Origin of the sequence: Kineosporia mesophila (assembly GCF_021129235.1) — a bacterium.
In the GTDB taxonomy this organism is placed as follows: Bacteria; Actinomycetota; Actinomycetes; order Actinomycetales; family Kineosporiaceae; genus Kineosporia; species Kineosporia mesophila.
Genome location: NZ_JAJOMA010000001.1, coordinates 137,696 through 156,592 on the forward strand (window position 1 = coordinate 137,696; position 18,897 = coordinate 156,592).

An 18,897-nucleotide genomic window follows, 5' to 3' on the forward strand; every position below is an offset into this window, starting at 1 on the left:
GTCAGCCGCTGGAGTCGTCGAGGCGGAGTTGGGCGGTGATCCGGTAGCGGTCGCCGCGGTAGATCGAGCGGGTGTACTCGACCACCCGTCCGTCGGCGTCTTTCGTGGTTCGCTCGAACAACAGGGCCGGGGCGTAGACCGGCACCTCGAGCAGTGCCGACTCGGTGGCGTCGGTGACCGTGGCCTCGGTGGTCTGCACGGCGGTGGCGACGGCGACCCCGAAACGCTGCCGCAGCACCTGGTAGAGCGAGCCGGTCTCGAAGTCGTCGGGCCGGATGCCCGGCACCAGGGCGGCGGGCAGGCTGATGTGCTCGATCGCCATCGGCTCGTCGTCGGTGATCCGGAGCCGGCGCACTGTGAGGGCTTCGCTCGCTGGTGAGATATTCAGGCGGGCACCGAGTCTCGGACCGGCCGCGGCCACGGTGAACTCCTCGACCCGGCTCAGCCAGGTGCCCTCGGCGGGTGGGACGGCGAACTCCGGCGGTCTGACCGTCAGGGGCTGGGACACCGGCCGGACCTTGGTGAAGGTGCCGCGCCCCGGGTGCCGCACCAGCAGGCCGTCGCGCGCGAGCTCCTCGATCGCGGCGCGCAGGGTCGGGCGGGAGACCCCGAACTGTTCGCTCAGTTCCCGCTCGGACGGGATCAGCGCACCCGGCGGGTTGTCGTCGATGAGCTGGCGAAGCTGGTCGCGGACCCAGACCCGCTTCATCGGGGTTCCTCCTGCGCTCGTGCCGACGTGGGCTCCTCATCATGACCTACCCGGGCCCGGATCCGGCCGCTCAAACTGACCAGTGGGAAATGTAAGGACCCTTGACATTTACCACTGGTTAGTTCACCGTTCTGCCAACGGTTCATCCGTTTTGAGCGTTTCTGTTCCGCGAGATCCCCGCCCCCTGAAGGAGATCTGTGATGTCCGGGAAACACCAGAGAAGATTCGTCGCGTCAGCGGCCTCGGCAGTGCTCGCCGGCGGCGTGCTGGCGGCCGTCATCGGTGGAGGCGGCGCCGCGAACGCCGCCGGGAACACCTGCGGCGTGCTGTTCGACGATTTCAGCTACAGCTCGGCCACCGATACGAAGTTCACCGCGAACGGCTGGACGGCCCGAGGCAACGCCGGCGGCCCGGGCGTGCCCGGGGCGACCTGGAAGGCCTCGAACATCACCTTCCCGACGGTTGACGGCCAGAAGGTGGCCCAGCTGGAGAGCAGCACCGACGGCACTTCGTCCGGCACCGTGCAGTCCGAATTTCTCACCGCCGAGCGCAAGTTCAAGAACGGCACGTACGCCGCGCGGATCAAGTTCCACGACTCCCCGGTCTCCGGCACCGACGGTGATCACGTCAACGAGACGTTCTTCGCGATCGGCCCGGCCCAGAACCAGACCTTCGACCCCACCTACTCCGAGCTCGACTTCTCCGAGTACCTGCCGAACGGTGGCTGGGGCGAGCAGGGTCCGATCAATTACCAGACCAGCTGGAACGGGTACCAGGACGATCCCTGGGTCGCCCACAACGCGCACGATCAGCAGCGCACCAGCATCGACGGCTGGCACGACGTGATGGCCACGGTGACCGGTTCGCAGGTGAAGTACTACATCGACGGCACTCTCGTAGGTGACCAGTCCTACGACGACGCGACCGGCACCTTCCCGGTCTGGCCGCGCGCGAACATGTCGGTGAACTTCAACCTCTGGTTCATCGACACGGCCGCTCACACCAGCGGCAACAGCGTGTACCAGGAGCAGGTGGACTGGTTCTTCCACAGCAAGGACACCGAGCTCACCCCGGCCCAGGTCGCCGGCGCCACCGCCGGATACCGCAGCGCCGGAAAGGCTTTCGAAGACACGGTCGGCACCGGTCCGTGCTCGACCACCCCGCCGGTGACCACACCCCCCACCACTCCGCCGGTGACCCCGACCACCACTGCCACCCCCGGAAACCCGGCGAACTGCAACCAGGCCGCGGCCTGGGAGTGGTCGAAGGTCTATCTGGAGGGCTCAAAGGTCAAGCACGGCAACCATCTCTGGCAGGCGAACTGGTGGACCCAGGGCTCCGAGCCGGGCCTGACGGCCCAGTGGAAAGACCTGGGCCCCTGCTGACCCGATAGGTGTAGGCGCCCGTCAAACCTTGTTCGTGATCATGCAAAACCTCCCCGGAGTTCTAGAACTGTCCGACCTGGAGTTCTAGAACTCTGGGGAGGTTTTGCATGATCACGAACAAAATAGGGGGAAAGGGGATCAGCCCAGTTCGGCGTCTTCGAAGCACCAGCGCCAGGATTCGCCCAGCTCGATGCTGCGCATCACCGGATGACCGGTCTCGCGGTAGTGGGCGTCGGCGTGGCGGTGGGGGGAGGAGTCGCAGCAACCGACGTGGCCGCAGTCCAGGCACATGCGCAGGTGTACCCAGGTGCGCTCGCCCAGGGCCACGCAGTCCGGGCAGGCGTCGGGGCGGGACGCGGGGGCCCGGGTGAGGGGGCGTTCCTTCAGGTGCTCGCAGGCCCCGGGCTTCGGGCTGGTCAGCATCGACGAGCGCTCGGTGGCGGAGGGGCCCGTGCCGGTGGAGAAGCCGTCGAGCATGGCCTCTTCCTGGTCGATCCGTTCCAGCACCCGCTCGACCAGGTCGTGGGGCACCGAGCCGTCACTGCGCACGGCCGCGACCACCTCCCGCTCGGCCTCGAGCATGTTCACCCGCAGCCGGTGGAAGGCCGCCGCCGGGGTCTCGCGTTCGGCGTCGGTCGAGCCCAGGCGCTCCCAGGCCGCGTTCGCCACCCGTTCGCCCCACGACTCCAGCCCTTCCACCACATCCGGCGCGTCACCGGAACGCTTCGAGGTGGCCAGCCGGTCCAGCCCGGCGTGGGCGGCCTGCTGCTGGAGCAGGGCTTCCTGCAGCGCGTCCTGGGCCGGGTCCGGGCCCACGACCCGCAGCCGGCGCACCATCCAGGGCAGTGTCGTGCCCTGGATGAGCAGTGTTCCCGCGACCACCGCGAAGGCGGCGACGACCAGCGCGGGGCGGCCGGGGACCTCTTCGGGGATGGTCAGGGCCGCGGCCAGGGTGACCACGCCGCGCATGCCCGCCCAGCCGACCAGGGCCACGCTGCGGGGCGACTGTGGGGTCTCGTTGCGGCGGATCCGCCCGACCAGGAGCCCGGGCAGGTAGGCCGAGGGATACACCCACAGTGCCCGCGCCCCGATCACCGTCAGCAGCACCGCGCCGCAGAGCACCAGCACATCGGTGTTGGGCGTCGACTCGTCTTCCAGGGCGGCCGTGACCAGGTCTTGCAGCTGCAGGCCGATGAGCAGGAAGACCGCACTCTCGAGCATGAACTGCACGGTGCGCCAGATCACCCGTTCGGTCACCCGGGACATCGCCGACTGCATCTCGATCGACCGGTGCCCCAGCATGATCCCGGCGACGACCACCGCGATCACCCCGGAGCCGTGCAGCTGCTCCGCCCCGAGGTAGGCGATGAACGGCACGAGCAGCGAGACGGTCGTGTCCAGGACCGGATCTTCCACCCGGTGCCGCACGAACGCCACGACCAGGGCCAGCAGCCAGCCGGTCAGCGCGCCCCCGGCGACCGCCCAGACGAAGTCCGCGCCGGTGGAGAGCACGCCGACGGTGCCCGAGATGGCGGCGATCGCGGTGCGCAGCAGCACCAGGGCGGTCGCGTCGTTGAGCAGGCTCTCACCCTCCAGCAACGTCACCACCCGACGGGGCATGGACACCCGGCGGGCCACGGCGCTCGCGGCCACGGCATCGGGCGGCGCGACCACGGCGCCGAGGGCGAGGGCGATCGCGAACGACACCTCGGGAAGCACGAGCTTGACCACGAACGCCACGGCGAACGCGGTGAACAGCACCAGCCCGACCGAGAGCAGGGCGATCGGCTGTTTGTTACGGCGCAGGTCGACCCACGGCGTGCGCAGGGCGGTGGCGTAGAGCAGCGGTGGGAGCAGACCCTCGAGCACCACATCGGGTTCGAGGGGCAGCGTGGGCATGCCGGGGACGAACGACAGCACCAGCCCGAAGGCGGTCAGTAGGAGCGGGGCCGACAGGGAGAACCGGCTGGCAAGACCAGCGGTTCCGGCGGCGATGGCGAGGATGATGACGAGCTCGATCGCCAGGGACACGGCCGGATCATCTCACGGCGCGTTGACGAGGTCTGTTTCAGGCAAGTGCCACCCAGGGTGACGGGCGCGCCGGAGGCTCACCGACGTCCACAAGCAGGATCAGCCGACGAGGGCCGCCGGGCGCACCGAGGAGGTCCAGGTGACCCGCGCGACCCGCAGCAGCCGGAGCTCACGCGCCTGCACACCGGTGAGCACGAGCTGGCGACCCGACTGACGCGCACGCCGGCTGGTGCCGACGATGACACCCAGGCCGGTGCCGTCCCAGATCTCCAGCTTGTTCATCTCGATGACGAGCTCGCCGTCACCGGAGTCGACCGCCTCGTGCAGCACCGACCGGGTGGTGGGGGCCGAACGGGCGTCGAGACGGCCCGCGACCCGCACCAGTGCCCCTGGGGTGACCACCTCGATGATGATTTTGGACGAGGTGGTCAGCGAGGAGCTGGACGCGGAGGGCCCGGGTCTCGGGGCAGCGGACATCTCCGGATCCGCCGGCTTCCGCGGATCTGGCGGTCCCGTCAGTGCTCCCATGCGTGCCCCCCAAGTCACCCCCGCCCCGGACCGCGTCGATGTACGACGTCACAGGGCGTTCACTAACTGTGACACGGAATTCGTGTTGCGCCCAGTACCGACCCGCCGCGGCTCTATCATGCGCCGATTACCGGGCAACCGGAGCGCCCCACTGGCAGGCACCGGGGGTGCCCAGGGAGACTGGTCCCATGTTGTACGGGGACGGCACCTCCTACCTGCTGTCGATCCTGACCGTCCTGCTCGGTTTCGGCGTGATGGTGCTGTTCCTGCGCTGGACGTTCAGTTCGGGCAAGTCGGTCGTCGCTCGCCGCCCGAAGCAGGGGGGCGAGCGGGAGTACGGGCTGTTCGTGCCGGTCGCGACGCCGGCCACGATGATCGAGGGCGAGCAGTTGCGGCTGCGTCTGATCGCCAACGAGATCCGCGGCAAGCTCGTGCAGACCACCGACGGGCCGCGGCTGATGGTGTTCGAGCAGGACGAGAAGATCGCCCGCTCGATCCTGGCCGCGCCGCCGCCCCCGCCCGACCGTTTGCGCTAACCGGCCGTCGGGCCTGAGTCCGGGGAGACCTCGAACCGGCGGACGTCGGCCCCGAGTGTGCGCAGGGCGTGGTCGAAGCGGTCGTAACCACGGTCGACGTGCCCGGCCTCGTAGACGATCGTCTCGCCGTCGGCCACCAGACCGGCCAGCACCAGCGCGGCTCCGGCCCGGATGTCGCTGGCCTCGACCGGCGCACCGGACAGCCGCGGCACACCGCGCACGAAGGCGTGGTGGCCGTCCATCCGCACGTGGGCGCCGAGCCGGGCGATCTCCTGCACGAACCGGAACCGTGCCTCGAAAAGATTCTCGGTGATCATGGCCGCGCCGTCGGCCAGCGCGCAGAGGGTGACCATGAACGGCTGGAGGTCGGTCGGGAAGCCGGGGTAGGGCAGGGTCGCGACGTCCACGGCCCTGGGCCGCTCGGGCCCCTTGACCCGGAAACCGTCGGCCAGCGTGATCACCTCGGCCCCCGCGTCCACCAATTTGTCGATGACCAGTTCCAGGTGACCCGGCTCGCCGTTGTGCACGATCACGTCGCCGCCGGTGATGGCCGCGGCGAAGGCCCAGGTGCCGGCCACGATCCGGTCGGGCACCACGCGGTGCTCGACCGGGGACAGGCTGTCGGTGCCGATGATCTCCAGCGTCGAGCCGGCCACCCCGTCGATCTTGGCGCCCATCCGCCGCAGCATGCGGCACAGGTCCACGACCTCGGGCTCGCGGGCCACGTTGTCGAGCACCGTCCGGCCCTCGGCGAGCACGGCTGCCATCAGCAGGTTCTCGGTCGCCCCGACGCTGGGGAAGTCCAGCCGGATCTCCGCCCCGTGCAGGCCGGTCGGTGCGTTCGCCACGAGAAAGCCGTGCTGCACCTCGATCCGGGCCCCGAGCGTCTCCAGCCCGGAGACGTGCATGTCCAGACCCCGCGAGCCGATCGCGTCACCGCCGGGCAGTGCGACCTGGGCCGCGCCGCACCGGGCGAGCAGCGGGCCGAGCACGCTGATCGACGCGCGCATCGCCCGCACCAGGTCGTAGTCGGCCTTGTGCCCCGGCATGTGCGGTGTGGTGATCGACAGCATGCCGCTGCCGTCGACGTAGTCCACCCCGCAGCCGAGTCTGGTCAGGAGTTTGACCATGATCCGGACGTCGAGGATGTCGGGTACGTCCGACAGCGTCGTCGTCCCCTCGGTCAGCAAGGCCGCCGACATCAGCTTGAGCACGCTGTTCTTCGCGCCTGCAACCCGCACGCCGCCTTTCAGCGGCGATCCACCAACGATCCGGAAGGCTTCCACGGAACGGAATCGTATGGCTGATTCCTGAGCCGCGAACCACATCCGGGCAGGCGTCACCGCCAGTACGTCATCGGATCGGCTCCGTACGCACCGGTATGGCCTCGGTGGTCCTATCGCTGAGTGTGTTCATCGCGTTACGCAAAGTTTCTTCTGTGGTCGTGCCGAGCCCCTCGTAGGCTGGGCCGATGGTGAACCTGACCCGGATCTACACGCGGACCGGCGACGACGGCACGACCGCGCTGGGCGACTTCAGCCGAACGTCGAAGAACGATCCGCGGCTGATCGCCTACGCCGATTGCGACGAGGCGAACAGCGCTCTCGGCGTGGCGCTGGCGGTCGGTGCCCTGGACGACCGGATCGCCGCCCTGCTGCTGAGGGTGCAGAACGAGCTGTTCGACGTGGGCTCCGACCTGTGCGTGCCCCTGGCCCAGGCCCCGAAGTACCCGCCCCTGAGGGTGACCGCCGACTACGTCGACCGCATCGAGGCCGCCTGCGACGAGTGGAACGAGAACCTGCCCGCCCTGCGCTCGTTCATCCTGCCCGGCGGTTCCCCGGCCTCGGCCTACCTGCACGTCGCCCGCACGGTGACCAGGCGCGCCGAACGCTCGGTGTGGGCGGCGCTGGAGGCCCACGGCACCTCGGCCGACGGCGGGGTCAACCCCCTGACCGCGAAGTACCTCAACCGCCTGAGCGATCTGCTGTTCATCCTGTGCCGCGTGGTGAATGTGGACGCGGGTGGGGATGTGCTGTGGGTGCCGGGCGGGGATCGTTAGGTCGCCGCTCCCTCTGTTCGTGATCATGCAAAACCTCCCCGGAGTTCTAGAACTGTCCGGCGTGATGTCACCATGACCGCCGCCGGATCAGGGGCTCCAGGCTGAGCAGTTCCCCGACACCACGCTCCAGGGCAAGGCTTGGACCGAGCACCTCGCCCCGCCCCACCCCGATGACCTCCCAGCCGAACCGCACTCGCAGATCTTCACGACGGCGCAGGTCGGCGGCGACCTGACGAGGGCTCGTATGGAATTCCTCGCCGTCGTACTCGATCGCCAGCCGCAATCGGCGCCAGCCGAGATCGAGGCGGTAGACAACCCTGCCGTGGTCGTCCAGGACCGGGATCTGGGTCTCTGGAGCCGGAAAGCCTGCGTCGATTATGCGAAGTCGTAGCCAGCTCTCGCCGTACGACTCCGACCGCGGATCCAGGAACGAGACCAGCCGGCGGGCGCGACGTACGTTTCGCTCACCCGGCCAGCGGGCCAGTACGTCTGTGAGCTCGGTGGGAGTGACACTGCCCGAGCGCGCCATCTGGTCGACGCAGGCCAGTGCCATGTGGGGTGGTGACCAGCGGAGCAGGTCGGCTGCGGTCCGGGCCGGCGTCGTGCAGGGAACCGTGCCGATGCGGGTGATGTCCTCCGGTGCCAGATCTGACTGATAGCAGTTGATGTCATTGCTTCGGCTGGGTATTCGTCCCCGGGGGACAAGGCAATCGATCGGTAGCTCAGTCTTCTCGGCCGGGGGTCTCGCATCTTCGCCCAGGAACCAGGCGCTCGTTCGCCGGGCGATCACGGCGCCGGGAATCCGGGTGGTGGCTTCCTGCGCCCGGGCCATCAGGAGTGACGGCATCTCGTGCAGCCGATATACACCGTGCCGGCCTCGGGCGAGAAGCCCCGATGCCAGAAGCCTGTTCAGGCGGGAGTAGGTGATACCCAGCGTCAGTGCCGCTCCTGACGTGAAGGGATCGGCGCCGAAGCAGGTCTCGAGTTGGCGTCTCCAGACGAGGGTCGGCGGATGGGTAGGAGGCATGGGGTGAGCATGCCCATCTTGCTCCCGGGGCGGATTTGGTTGTCCACAGGAGGTGGTGGCTGTGGATAAGTTGATCTGGGAGTTCTAGAACTCCGGGGAGGTTTTGCATGATCACGAACAAGGGGGTTTTCTCTACGTGGGGAGGTGGTGGGCCTTGCGGATGTGGGTGACGAAGTGGTTCATCATGGCGGTGAGGTCTATGTCCTTGGGCGTGAAGACCTCGGAAACGCCTTCGGAGATGAGCTTTTGCCGGTCGGCTTCGGGGATGATGCCGCCGACGATCACGGGGATGTCACCGGCCCCGGCCTCGGCGAGGCCGCGGAGGACTTCCGGGACCACCTCCAGATGTGAGCCGGAGAGTACCGAGAGGCCGATGGCGTGGACGTCCTCGGCCACGGCGGCGTCGACGATCTGGGCCGGTGTGAGGCGGATGCCCTGGTAGATCACCTCGAAACCGGCGTCGCGGGCCCGCACCGCCACCTGCTCGGCGCCGTTGGAATGACCGTCCAGTCCGGGTTTTCCGATCAGCAGGCGCAGGTGGGCGCCGATCTCCGAGCCGGTCTTGAGGACGCGTTCCCGCACCTGGGTCAGGAGGGTTCCGGTTCCCGAGGGGGAGACGGCGGACGAGACTCCCGTCGGTGCCCGGTACTCGCCGAACACTGCGCGCAGGGTGGACGACCATTCGCCGGTGGTGACGCCCGCCCGGGCGCATTCCAGGCTGGCGGTCATGAGATTGGCCGAGCCGGAGGCATCTTCACGCAGATGGTGCAGGGCCGCCGCGACGGCCTCCGGGTCCCGTGCCGCCCGCCATTCCCGGACGGCTCGCACAGCGGCGCTCTCCACCGCCGGATCCACCGCCTGCACGGCGGTTTCGAGGTCGGCAGTGAGGGGGCTGGGCTCGGTGCTGGTGAACCGGTTCACGCCGACCACCACGTCGTCACCGGCCTCGATACGTGCCCGTCGGGCCGCGTGCGAGGAGACCAGCGACGACTTCAGGTAGCCGGACTCGACCGCCGCGATCGCCCCGCCCATCTCCGCCACCCGGGCCATCTCGAGACGGGCCCCCTCGACGATCTCGGCGACCTTGGCCGAGACCACCGGGCTGCCATCGAAAAGGTCGTCGTACTCGAGCAGATCGGACTCGTGGGCCAGTACCTGCTGCAGACGGAGCGACCACTGCTGGTCCCACGGCCGGGGCAGGCCCAGTGCCTCGTTCCAGGCCGGCAGCTGGACCGCCCGCGCCCGGGCACCCTTCGACAGGGTCACCGCCAGCATCTCGAGAACGATCCGCTGAACGTTGTTCTCGGGCTGGGCCTCGGTCAGGCCGAGCGAATTGACCTGGACGCCGTACCGAAACCGGCGCCGGCGCGCGTCCTCAATTCCGTATCGCTCGAGAGTCAGGGTGTCCCAGAGCGAGACGAAGGCCCGCATCTTGCACATCTCCTCGACGAACCGCACACCGGCGTTGACGAAGAAGGAGATGCGCTGCACCACGTCGCCGAACCGCTCCGGGGGCACCTGGCCGCTGTCGCGCACCGCGTCGAGCACCGCGATCGCCGTGCTCAGGGCGAACGCCACCTCCTGCACCGGCGTGGCCCCGGCCTCCTGGAGGTGATAGCTGCAGATGTTCACCGGGTTCCACCGCGGCATCGCCGAGACCGTGTAGGCGATCGTGTCGGTGGTCAGGCGCAGGCTCGGGCCGGGCGGGAAGATGTAGGTGCCGCGGCTCAGGTACTCCTTGACGATGTCGTTCTGGGTGGTCCCGGTCAGCGCCTCCAGAACCCCTTCCGGAGAGCTGTTCTGGGCGAGCGCCACCTCCTGGTACAACGCCAGCAACCACATCGCCGGGGCATTGATCGTCATCGACGTGTTCATCCGGGTCAGCGGAATTCCGTCGAAAAGCGCCGTCAGGTCGCCGAGATGCTGGATCGGCACCCCGACCTTGCCGACCTCGCCGCGCGCCAGCTCGTCATCGGCGTCGTAACCGGTCTGGGTGGGCAGGTCGAAGGCCACCGACAGCCCGGTCTGCCCCTTGTCGAGGTTGCGCCGGTACAGCGCGTTGGACTCCGCCGGGCTGGAATGGCCCGCGTAGGTCCGCATCACCCACGGCCGGTCGCGCTCACTCATGGATTCGACGATAGGCAGCAGGTCAGCGGGCACATCAGGGGTGCCGGGGTGACCGGCCCCACACGTCCGGCCCTACCAAAGAGACGGCGCCGAGCTCCTCACAGCCCGGCGCCGTCTCCTCTTCCGGTAACTACGCGACCAAGCCAACCGTCTTGGCCTTGTAGCCCGGGAAGATGTCGGTCGTGGAGTCCACGCCGACACGCTTTTTCAAAACCTCGGACACGATCGACCGGTAGTCGGTGGTGCCGGCCAGGTCGCCGTCCACCAGGGCCGAGGCACCCAGCCCGGGCCAGCGTCCGTGCACGCCCTTCTTCAGGCCGCCGCCGAGGGCCAGCACCACGTTGCCGTGCCCGTGATCCAGGCCGCCGGAGCCGTTCTCCTCCAGGCGCCGCCCGAACTCGCTGAGGGTGATCAGGTTGGTCTTCGCCATTCCCGCGGTGCCCAGCTCGGCGGCGAACGCGGCCAGGGCCGTGCTCATCTCTTTCAGCTGGTTGAACATCCACCCGCTGTCGGAGCGGCCGAGGTTCACGTGCATGTCCCAGTTGCCGTAGTCGACGGTCGCGACCCGCAGGCCCAGGTCGGCCTTGATCAGCCGGGCGACGTCGTGCAGGGCGTTGCCCAGGCCGGTGTCGGGGTAGCCGAGCTCCTTGGCGGTCTTGCTCGTGGCCTTCTGCAGCGGGCCCATCTTGCCGACGGCCCCGAGAGCGTTGGTGAGAGGCGCCTTCAGCTCCGGCGCGGCTCCGGTGTGCAGGGTCTTCATCGCCGAGCGCCACCGGGCCAGCGGCACCAGGTCCTCGCCGACCGAGAGCTTCACGCCGGCGATCGAGTTCATCGCGAACTTCATGTTCGGCCCGATCATCGCGTCGGGCATCGCCCCCGACCCGACCTGGGTGCCGCCGAAACCGCCGGGATTGCCGAGGCTGCCCAGGGTGCGGTCGATCCAGCCGGTGCGCAGGTTGGAGTCGGGCGCCGCGCGCTCCATCTCTTCCATCGCCTCGAAGTGCGATCGCGTCGGATCGGCCTGACCCACGGCGTGAACCGCTGCCATCGTGCCGTTCTCGAACAGCTTGAACACCGGCTCCAGGGCCGGGTGCAGGCCGAACATCGAGTCGAGCTGGTGCGCCTGCCCCGCGGCCACCTTGATGCCGGGCCGGGCCTTGGCATAGGCGGCGTCACCGAGCGGGATCACGGCGGAGAGGCCGTCGAACCCGCCGCGCAGCGACAGCACCACCATCGTGCCGGTACCGGTCGGGGCGCCGAAGGCCAGGGTGGCGCCGGAGAGGGTGGTGGCGGTGGTCAGCCCACCGACCGCGGCCATCCGGAACAGGGTGCGTCGCGAGACGCCGCGGTTCTCCGGGCAGCCGCAGTCCAGCATCTGCTCCGGCGTCTGCGGGATCATCGTCGTCATGAAAATACCGATCTAGACGGAGAGGTGGGCCGGGGCCGCGAGGAACAGGGTGGTGGTCAGCGCGATCGTCTCGTGCTGCTCCCAGGAACTGGCCTTCAGCGCGGTGGGCAGCTTGGTGCCGGCCAGCAGGTTCGTCGCGGCCGCGCGCTCACGCTTGGTCGGGGCCCGGCCGAACACCTTCTTGCCCACGGCGGTGATCACGCCGGAGCGGGTGGTGGGCTTCGTGGCCAGGATCTTCTCCGGCCCGGGCAGCGACATCTTCGTCGGCCACCAGCCGTGCACCATCGCGGTGGTGGAGTTGAACACCTGCAGCGCCCCGGCCGGCGACTGCCACGAGTCCGCGGTGTCGGCGTAGCCGTTCGGCATCGTCCAGCTCAGCGGCCCGTGGCCGGCGTCCTTGACGATGTAGTACATGTCCATCAGCGCCTTGGAGCTGGACCCGTTCCTGACCCCGATCGCGCGGGCCGAGGCGACCACCTGCTCCATCGGCCGGCGGACCTTCTCGCCGCTGGAGGCCGCGAACTCGGGGGAGGTGAACAGGGCACGCAGCACCGGCACGATCGCCGTGTCGTTCTTCGTGTAGACCTTGGCCAGCGCGGTGATCAGCGACTTCGGCGGGCTGTCGGAGACGAAGTGCCGGGCCAGCTTGGTGGCGATGTTGCGGGCCGTCTTCGGGTGGTGGGCCAGGTAGCGCAGGTACCGGCGCTGCGCGGCCGGGCCGCCCGCACCCGTGGAGTTCGCGCTCTTGAACCCGAAAGCCTTGATCCCGCCGGTGTAGTGGCGAGAGGGGTCGTAGGCGCGCTTGCCCTCGTTGAAGGTCCAGCCGGTGAGCAGCAGGGCCGAGTGCTGGATGTCTTTCTCGGTGTACCCGCCGTTCACGCCGACGGTGTGCAGTTCCAGCACCTCGCGGGCGTAGTTCTCGTTGGGTGCCTGGCCGGTGGACTGGGCGCCGTTCAGGAACACCAGCATCGAGGGGTGAAAAGCGCTGGCCAGCAGCAGATCCTCGAAGGAGGTCAGGGCGTGCTTACGGATCACGTCGCGCTGGTAGCGGTGTCGGGTGTCCCAGACGTCACCGCCCGGGCAGGTGATGTTGAGGTGGTTGGACCAGAGGTCGACCATCACCTCGTACAGCTCACGGCTCGAGAACAGCGCCCGGCCGAGGTGATTCGCGCTGGTGTCTTGCATCAGGTCCCAGGCGCCGACCTTCAGCCCCTGGCGGGCCTGGGCGATGCTCCACTTCAGGTCGGGGAACTGGGCGTCGACGGCCTGGCCCCGTGGGTCTTTGATCTTCGCCGGGCGCAGCTGGCGTTCCAGCCAGGCCGAGGCGCCGATCTTGCCGATCAGGCGGTCACTCGCGGCGGTGCGCCCGTAGGAGGCCCGGCCGAGCAGCAGGTCGGGGTCGGCCTTGACCTTCTTCGCGGCCGCGGTGGTGGTACCGGCCGCGGTGGTCGTGGTGGCCGCCTTGGTCGCGGTGCTCGCTTTGGTCGCGGTGCTCGCCTTGGCGGCGGCGCTGGTCGAGGTCGCACTGCTTGAGGACGCGGTTGCGCTCGCCAGCGCGTCGGCGGCGGTCTGGTTCGTGGTGGCCGAGGCGGCGCTGCCGCCCGACAGCGAGGCCGTCGCGGACTCGGCGCCGCCGCCCCGCATCAGCAGGTATCCGGTGCCCCCGGCGGCGGCCACGGCGGTGGCGCCACTGACGATCAGGCCGCGCCGGGAGAACCCGGCGGTGACGCCCGGCCCGTTCTCCCGCAGGGTGCGGCGGGTGTGGAAATCCGGTGTGGATTCCGAGGGGGAACCGCTGCGGCCGGAATCGTTCCCGGCCGGCGGAAAGCCGTCTGCCATCCGTTGCATTCCTCCTGCGAGCCGCGCCCCCGAGGCGAGGTGTCGGGTGAAGTCGCAGGGAACTTACAAGTTTTCCGGGTAAGCGGGCAACCATCCCGACGCCGGGCCCGACCGATCGTCGGAGCTGGTGAAACCCGCTGGTGAGAGCCACATCAGGGGGTGAGTGAAACGAAGGTCAAGAAACACTCAACAGACCCACCTAAGCTTCAGGGAGTGCTTCGGCAGCCTTAAGAAGGGTTAATGGGAATGGGTATTTCCCCCGGAATACGAGGGCAGTGAGAGGTCCGAAAAATTAATCTGCCGGATGCTCGGCGACCCGGATCGCGGGAACACTGAGTGGATCGGTGGTGGCTTTTCGTGTTCCCCGGCAGCTCTACGGAAGCCGGGAGACCTCGGCGAGCACGTCGTCCGCACATCCCCAGGCCAGCGTGACCCCGCTGCCGCCGTGCCCGTAGCAGTGCACCGTCGTGCCCTCGGCGGTGTGAACGGTCTCGAGCCGCACCGAGGGGCGGGCCGGGCGCAGGCCGACGCGGTGCGAGAGCACCGTGGCGCGGCTCAGGGCGGGCACGAGTTTCCGCGCCCGCTCGAGGATCCGCTCCGCGATCACCGGGTCGGGGGTGGTCTCGAAGTCGTTCACCTGGGCCGTGCCCCCGACCACGATGTGGCGGGTCTGGGGCAGCACGTAGGTGAGAACGTCCGGGTCGCTCTCGTCGGCCCACCATTCGCCGACACCCGGGTTCGACACCCGCAGCACCTGACCGCGCACCGGATAGACCGTGGAGTCGGCGGCCAGGGCCCGGCTGGCCAGGCCGGTGCAGTTGATCACCACCCCGCGGGCGGGCAGGGCGCCCAGTGCGATCCGGGTCAGCGTGCCGCCGGCCGCTTCCAGCCGGCGTACGAGATAGGGCAGGTGCACGGTCATGTCGACGACCGGAACGACCAGGTGCCAGCCGTTGCGGTGGTCCGGGTGCGGGTGGTTGACGTGGGTCAGGCCGACCGCCGGAAGACCGTCCGCGAAGACCGGGCGCGTGTCGGCCCCGACGATGTACCCCGGTCGCTGGACCACGCCGGTGACGCGGGCATCGTTGTCCTCGGACAGCTCGGTCAGCGCCTGGTAGGTGGCACGTGACCAGCGGGACACCAGGTCGGCGGGCTCGGCCAGAAAGGGCATCCACAGTCCACCGGCCACCGCCGAGGTGGTCTCCAGGGGCATCTCGCGGGCCATCACGTCGACCTGATGACCCGCCTCGGCCAGCCGCACGGCGCAGGACAGACCGATGACGCCCGCGCCGATGACGGTGATCCGTACAGCCATATGAGCGATGGTGCCGTGACTTGGTGCCAGGCTGCTACTCGACGTCCACCATTAGGGCCTGTTCCAGGGGAACGCTCGCCGCTCGTCCCCTTGTTTCAGTTCCCGGCCGTGCCCACGGCCTGGTGGATCGACGTGAAGCCGTCGGCGCGGAGGCGTTCGGCGATGCGACGCTGCACCTGGCGGGGCCAGAACAGACCGCCGTAGATGAAGCCCGTGTACGCCTGCACCAGCGTGGCTCCGGCCCGGATGCGCTCGTAGGCGTCGTCCCCGTCCTGGATGCCACCGGCCGCGACCAGCACCATCTCGTCGCCGACCCGGGCCCGCAGCCGGCGCAGCACCTCGAGCGACCGCCCGGCCACCGGCGCACCGGAGAGCCCACCGGCGCCCATCGCCTCGACCTCGGCCGCGGAGGTGCGCAGGCCGATGCGGGTGATGGTGGTGTTCGTCGCGATGATGCCGTCCAGCCCCAGTTCCACGGCCAGGTCGGCGACGGCGTCCACGTCGTCGTCGGACAGGTCGGGTGCGATCTTCACCAGCAGGGGGACGCGTCGGGTCCCGGTGCCCCGGCCGGTCGGGCCGGATGCGTCAAGAGTGCGCCGAACCGCGCTCAGCAGTGGCCGCAGCGACGAGACCGCCTGGAGGTCACGCAGCCCGGGGGTGTTCGGGGAGCTGACGTTGACCACCAGGTAGTCGGCGACGGGGCCGAGCCGGGCCGTGCTGGCGACGTAGTCCTCGATCGCGTCGGCCGGGCCGACCACTTTGGACTTGCCGATGTTCGCGCCCACGACGGCCGGACCGGTGCGGTCTTTCAGCCGGATCGCGGCCGCGGTGGAGCCGTGGTTGTTGAAGCCCATCCGGTTGATCAGCGCCCGGTCCGCGGGCAGGCGGAACATCCGGGGCTTGGGGTTGCCCGGCTGCGGGCGGGCCGTGACCGTACCGATCTCGACGTACCCGAACCCCATCGCGGCCAGCGCGTCGGGAGCCAGGGCGTCCTTGTCGAAACCCGCGGCCAGACCCAGCGGCCCGGGCAGGTCGAGACCTAGCGCGCGGGTGCGCAGCACGGGATCGTTCGGAGCCAGCAGCTTCGAGAGCTGCGCCCGTAGCGCGGGCACCCGCTCGACCAGGCGGATCGCCGTGAACGCCGCGTGGTGCGCGGTCTCGGCCGGCACCCGCACCAGCAGGTGCTTGAAAACGAGTTGATACAGCATCAGAAGAGTCGGGTCTCCACGTCGTCCAGGCCCCGCATCTCGTTGTAGTCCAGGATCACGCAGCGAATGCCGCGATCCTCGGCCAGCACCCGGGCCTGCGGCTTGATCTCCTGGGCGGCGTAGATACCGGCGACGGGCGAGAGCAGCGGGTCGCGGTTCATCAGCTCCAGGTAGCGGGTGAGCTGCTCGACGCCGTCGATCTCACCACGCCGCTTGATCTCGACCGCCACCGAACCCCCGGAGGCGTCCTTGACCAGCAGGTCGACCGGGCCGATGGCGGTCATGTACTCGCGCCTCACCAGCTGCCAGCCGTCGCCGAGCCGGTTCACCTGCTCGGCCAGCAGCTTCTGCAGGTGGGCCTCGACGCCGTCCTTCACCAGCCCGGGATCGACCCCGAGCTCGTGGTTGCTGTCGTGCAGCACCTCGTGCAGATTCACGATCAGCCGATCGTCGGTCTTGGCGCTCTGCACCGTCCAGACCTCGGTCACGCCCACCTCGGCCGCCGTCTCGTCGGGCTTGCCGACGGTGAGCTTGGCGGGCGGGCTCATCCAGTTCAGCGGCTTGTAGGAGCCACCGTCCGAATGCACCAGCACACTGCCGTCGGCCTTCACCATGAGCAGGCGATTCGCCAGCGGCAGGTGGGCGGTCAACCGCCCGGCGTAGTCAACAGAACAACGAGCGATAACCAGACGCACGGTCGACGAGCCTAGCCTGAACGAGGACACAAGGTGGGCGACCACCTCGCCCAGGTTGCCCCAACCGCGCCCCCCAACCCTCCGTGATCATGCAAAACCTCCCCGGAGTTCTAGAACTCTCGCGCGAACAGTTCTAGAACGCCGGGGAGGTTTTGCATGATCACGAACTAGGGGGGCCTCGCGTCCCCTGGGGGGCGCACCTCGACACGCCCGCTCCCGCACCATGGACGCTACTGCGCATTGCGCGGTACCTTCTGTAACGCGGCAGTGGATCGGGTTGGGGAGACGTATGGATACGACGCAGTTACTGAAGGGCGTGCTCGACGTCGCGGTGCTGGCGGTGGTCGCGCAGGAGGACGGGTACGGGTACGACGTGGTGCGTCGTCTGCGGGCCGCCGGTCTGGAGGATGTCGGGGACGCGTCGGTGTACGGCACGCTGCGGCGTCTTTACGCCGGTGGGTCGCTGACGTCGTACGTGGTGCCCTCCGACGAGGGGCCGCACCGCAAGTACTACGGCATCACGCCGCTCGGGCGGCAGGAACTCGGGGAGCAGCGGCAGACCTGGGCCGCGTTCGCCGACACGATGTCCGGTCTGCTGGCCGGGTCGACGGGTAACACGGTGCCGCTGGAGCGCCGGCGGCGGACGGGCTCGGAGGGAACGCGATGAACACGGTGACGGAGACCCCGGACCTGGCGAACTATCTGGCGGCGGTGCGGCGGGAGCTCGGTGATCTCGGTGCGGACGAGGTCGACGAGCTGACCGGGGGGCTCGAGGCCGACCTGGCCGATGCCCTCGACGGCAGCGACCGGACACCGGAGGGGATGTTCGGTCCGCCGGAGGCCTATGCCGCCGAGCTGCGCGCCGCGGCCGGCCTCTCGCCGAGGGGTGCGAAACGGGTTCCGCAGCTGGACATCAGGCCGCGGATCGCCGCGGCGAAGGCCTGGCTGGACCGGCAGCCGTGGGGTCCGGGAGTGAAGGCGTTCGGTGAGACGGCTCGTCCACTGTGGTGGGCTTTTCGCTCCTACGTGCTCTACCAGCTCATCGTGCAGACGCTGAGCGGCACCCGTCAGAGAGCCCCGGAGTCCGAGGTGCAGTGGCTGCTGCTCGTCGTGCTGGTGATCGGGGGTATCGAACTCGAACGCCGGAAGTGGTTCTCGTCCGACCGATTCCGGCGCGGTCTGGTCGGTGCGGCGGATCTGCTGGCCGTCGGCTCGCTGGTGCTGGCCGCCTGGCTGTTCGTCATCCCGAACTATTCCGTCGTGGGACTGGTGCCGGTGGGCATCGACGGATACACGAATGCGTCCAGCATGCCGGAATCGGGTCCGGTCGAGGGTGTGACCAACGGTGGGCGGTTGGTGCACAACATCTTCCCGTACGACTCCGAGGGCAACCCGCTGCAGGGCGTGCAGTTGTTCGACGACCAGGGGCGGATGCTGGTGCCGTCGGAAAAGACATACTCGGAGGGTATGTCGGACGTCAGCGTGAATCCGGCGAAGGGCCGTGACGGTCGTGACCTCTTCAACGTCTACCCGCTGAAGGAGACGCTGTCGGGGTGGGACGAGGACGGGAACGAGATCCCGGCCACGACCCGTGACGCCAAGGCTTCCAGCCGCCTGCAGTACCCGGTGGGCCAGGATGACCCGCAGCCGACCGCGACAGCCACGGCCGGACCGACGCCGACCCTGACCGAAACCGCGGAGCCGACCCCTACTGAACCGGGCGATCCCACGCCGTCAGCAGAATTGACCGAAACCCCGGCGGACGGTGACGAGGGATGAGCGCGGTCCTGGAGAACCACCGTCCGATCGCCGATTACCTGGCTGCGGTACGCACCGCCCTGGCCGATCTGCCCGCCGACGAGGTGGACGAGCTGACCGGAGGGCTTGAGGCCGATCTGGCCGAGTCGCTGGCGGAGAACGGTTCACCGGTCGAGGTGTTCGGGCCGCCCGAGGCCTATGCCGCGGAACTCCGTTCGGCCGGCGCCGGTGGCCCGCGCTCGTGGGTCTGGGCGTCGTCCTGCTGAACATCT

At 69.1% G+C, this 18,897-nt stretch carries 17 protein-coding genes and 1 pseudogene; 6 read left to right on the forward strand and 12 right to left on the reverse strand.

What is annotated here, in order from left to right; genetic code table 11:
* Position 1: 1 nt before the first annotated feature.
* The gene (locus LR393_RS00610) at positions 2 to 709 is read right to left on the reverse strand and encodes a GntR family transcriptional regulator (protein WP_269326446.1); all 708 of its coding nucleotides are present in this window, start codon (positions 707 to 709) and stop codon (positions 2 to 4) included.
* Positions 710 to 909: 200 nt separating this feature from the next.
* Between LR393_RS00610 and LR393_RS00620 the strand changes: the two genes are divergently transcribed.
* Positions 910 to 2,094 (forward strand): hypothetical protein, encoded by a 1,185-nt coding sequence (locus tag LR393_RS00620; protein WP_231480853.1) that lies wholly within the window; start codon positions 910 to 912, stop codon positions 2,092 to 2,094.
* A gap of 138 nt (positions 2,095 to 2,232) precedes the next feature.
* Here LR393_RS00620 and LR393_RS00625 read toward each other — a convergent pair whose 3' ends face one another.
* Positions 2,233 to 4,125, reverse strand: coding sequence for a Na+/H+ antiporter (locus LR393_RS00625; protein WP_231480854.1), 1,893 nt, complete (start codon positions 4,123 to 4,125; stop codon positions 2,233 to 2,235).
* Positions 4,126 to 4,224: 99 nt separating this feature from the next.
* Positions 4,225 to 4,602 (reverse strand): STAS domain-containing protein, encoded by a 378-nt coding sequence (locus LR393_RS00630; protein ID WP_231480855.1) that lies wholly within the window; start codon positions 4,600 to 4,602, stop codon positions 4,225 to 4,227.
* Between the two features lie 239 nt (positions 4,603 to 4,841).
* On the opposite strand from LR393_RS00630, the gene LR393_RS00635 reads away from it, so the two are divergent.
* Positions 4,842 to 5,189, forward strand: a complete 348-nt coding sequence (locus tag LR393_RS00635; RefSeq protein ID WP_231480856.1) for a hypothetical protein — start codon at positions 4,842 to 4,844, stop codon at positions 5,187 to 5,189.
* On the opposite strand, the gene murA is transcribed toward LR393_RS00635, so the two are convergent.
* A complete protein-coding gene (gene murA, locus LR393_RS00640) occupies positions 5,186 to 6,475 on the reverse strand; it encodes a UDP-N-acetylglucosamine 1-carboxyvinyltransferase (RefSeq protein ID WP_345718746.1) in 1,290 nt (429 codons plus the stop codon). The genes LR393_RS00635 and murA overlap by 4 nt on opposite strands.
* A 185-nt stretch (positions 6,476 to 6,660) precedes the next feature.
* Between murA and LR393_RS00645 the strand changes: the two genes are divergently transcribed.
* Complete coding sequence (locus LR393_RS00645; RefSeq protein ID WP_231480858.1) at positions 6,661 to 7,248, forward strand: cob(I)yrinic acid a,c-diamide adenosyltransferase; 588 nt, start codon at positions 6,661 to 6,663, stop codon at positions 7,246 to 7,248.
* A gap of 67 nt (positions 7,249 to 7,315) precedes the next feature.
* Here LR393_RS00645 and LR393_RS00650 read toward each other — a convergent pair whose 3' ends face one another.
* The 8 genes and pseudogenes from LR393_RS00650 to nucS form a co-directional block, all read right to left on the reverse strand.
* Positions 7,316 to 8,095, reverse strand: coding sequence for a hypothetical protein (locus LR393_RS00650; protein ID WP_231480859.1), 780 nt, complete (start codon positions 8,093 to 8,095; stop codon positions 7,316 to 7,318).
* Between the two features lie 18 nt (positions 8,096 to 8,113).
* Positions 8,114 to 8,275, reverse strand: a pseudogene (locus LR393_RS36850) (type IV toxin-antitoxin system AbiEi family antitoxin domain-containing protein); the annotation flags it as partial.
* Positions 8,276 to 8,407: 132 nt separating this feature from the next.
* On the reverse strand, positions 8,408 to 10,402 hold the full coding sequence (locus tag LR393_RS00655) for a protein meaA (RefSeq protein WP_231480860.1): 1,995 nt from the start codon (positions 10,400 to 10,402) through the stop codon (positions 8,408 to 8,410).
* A gap of 130 nt (positions 10,403 to 10,532) precedes the next feature.
* Complete coding sequence (locus tag LR393_RS00660) at positions 10,533 to 11,810, reverse strand: DUF1501 domain-containing protein (RefSeq protein WP_231480861.1); 1,278 nt, start codon at positions 11,808 to 11,810, stop codon at positions 10,533 to 10,535.
* Between the two features lie 12 nt (positions 11,811 to 11,822).
* Positions 11,823 to 13,649: a DUF1800 domain-containing protein gene (locus LR393_RS00665; protein WP_231480862.1), complete on the reverse strand. Its 1,827-nt coding sequence runs from the start codon at positions 13,647 to 13,649 to the stop codon at positions 11,823 to 11,825.
* A 373-nt stretch (positions 13,650 to 14,022) separates the two neighbouring features.
* Positions 14,023 to 14,964: an FAD-dependent oxidoreductase gene (locus LR393_RS00670; RefSeq protein WP_231480863.1), complete on the reverse strand. Its 942-nt coding sequence runs from the start codon at positions 14,962 to 14,964 to the stop codon at positions 14,023 to 14,025.
* Positions 14,965 to 15,059: 95 nt separating this feature from the next.
* Complete coding sequence (locus LR393_RS00675) at positions 15,060 to 16,169, reverse strand: quinone-dependent dihydroorotate dehydrogenase (RefSeq protein ID WP_345718766.1); 1,110 nt, start codon at positions 16,167 to 16,169, stop codon at positions 15,060 to 15,062.
* A 2-nt stretch (positions 16,170 to 16,171) separates the two neighbouring features.
* Positions 16,172 to 16,867, reverse strand: a complete 696-nt coding sequence (nucS, locus tag LR393_RS00680; protein WP_231480865.1) for an endonuclease NucS — start codon at positions 16,865 to 16,867, stop codon at positions 16,172 to 16,174.
* A gap of 289 nt (positions 16,868 to 17,156) precedes the next feature.
* Here nucS and LR393_RS00685 point away from each other — a divergent pair, with 289 nt between their 5' ends.
* The 3 genes from LR393_RS00685 to LR393_RS00695 are packed head-to-tail and all read left to right on the forward strand — an operon-like array spanning position 17,157 to position 18,891.
* Positions 17,157 to 17,534 (forward strand): PadR family transcriptional regulator, encoded by a 378-nt coding sequence (locus LR393_RS00685; protein ID WP_231480866.1) that lies wholly within the window; start codon positions 17,157 to 17,159, stop codon positions 17,532 to 17,534.
* Positions 17,531 to 18,646, forward strand: a complete 1,116-nt coding sequence (locus tag LR393_RS00690) for a hypothetical protein (RefSeq protein WP_231480867.1) — start codon at positions 17,531 to 17,533, stop codon at positions 18,644 to 18,646. Before LR393_RS00685 ends, LR393_RS00690 begins: the two co-directional genes overlap by 4 nt.
* Positions 18,643 to 18,891 (forward strand): HAAS signaling domain-containing protein, encoded by a 249-nt coding sequence (locus LR393_RS00695; protein WP_231480868.1) that lies wholly within the window; start codon positions 18,643 to 18,645, stop codon positions 18,889 to 18,891. Before LR393_RS00690 ends, LR393_RS00695 begins: the two co-directional genes overlap by 4 nt.
* The last annotated feature ends 6 nt before the right edge of the window (positions 18,892 to 18,897 follow it).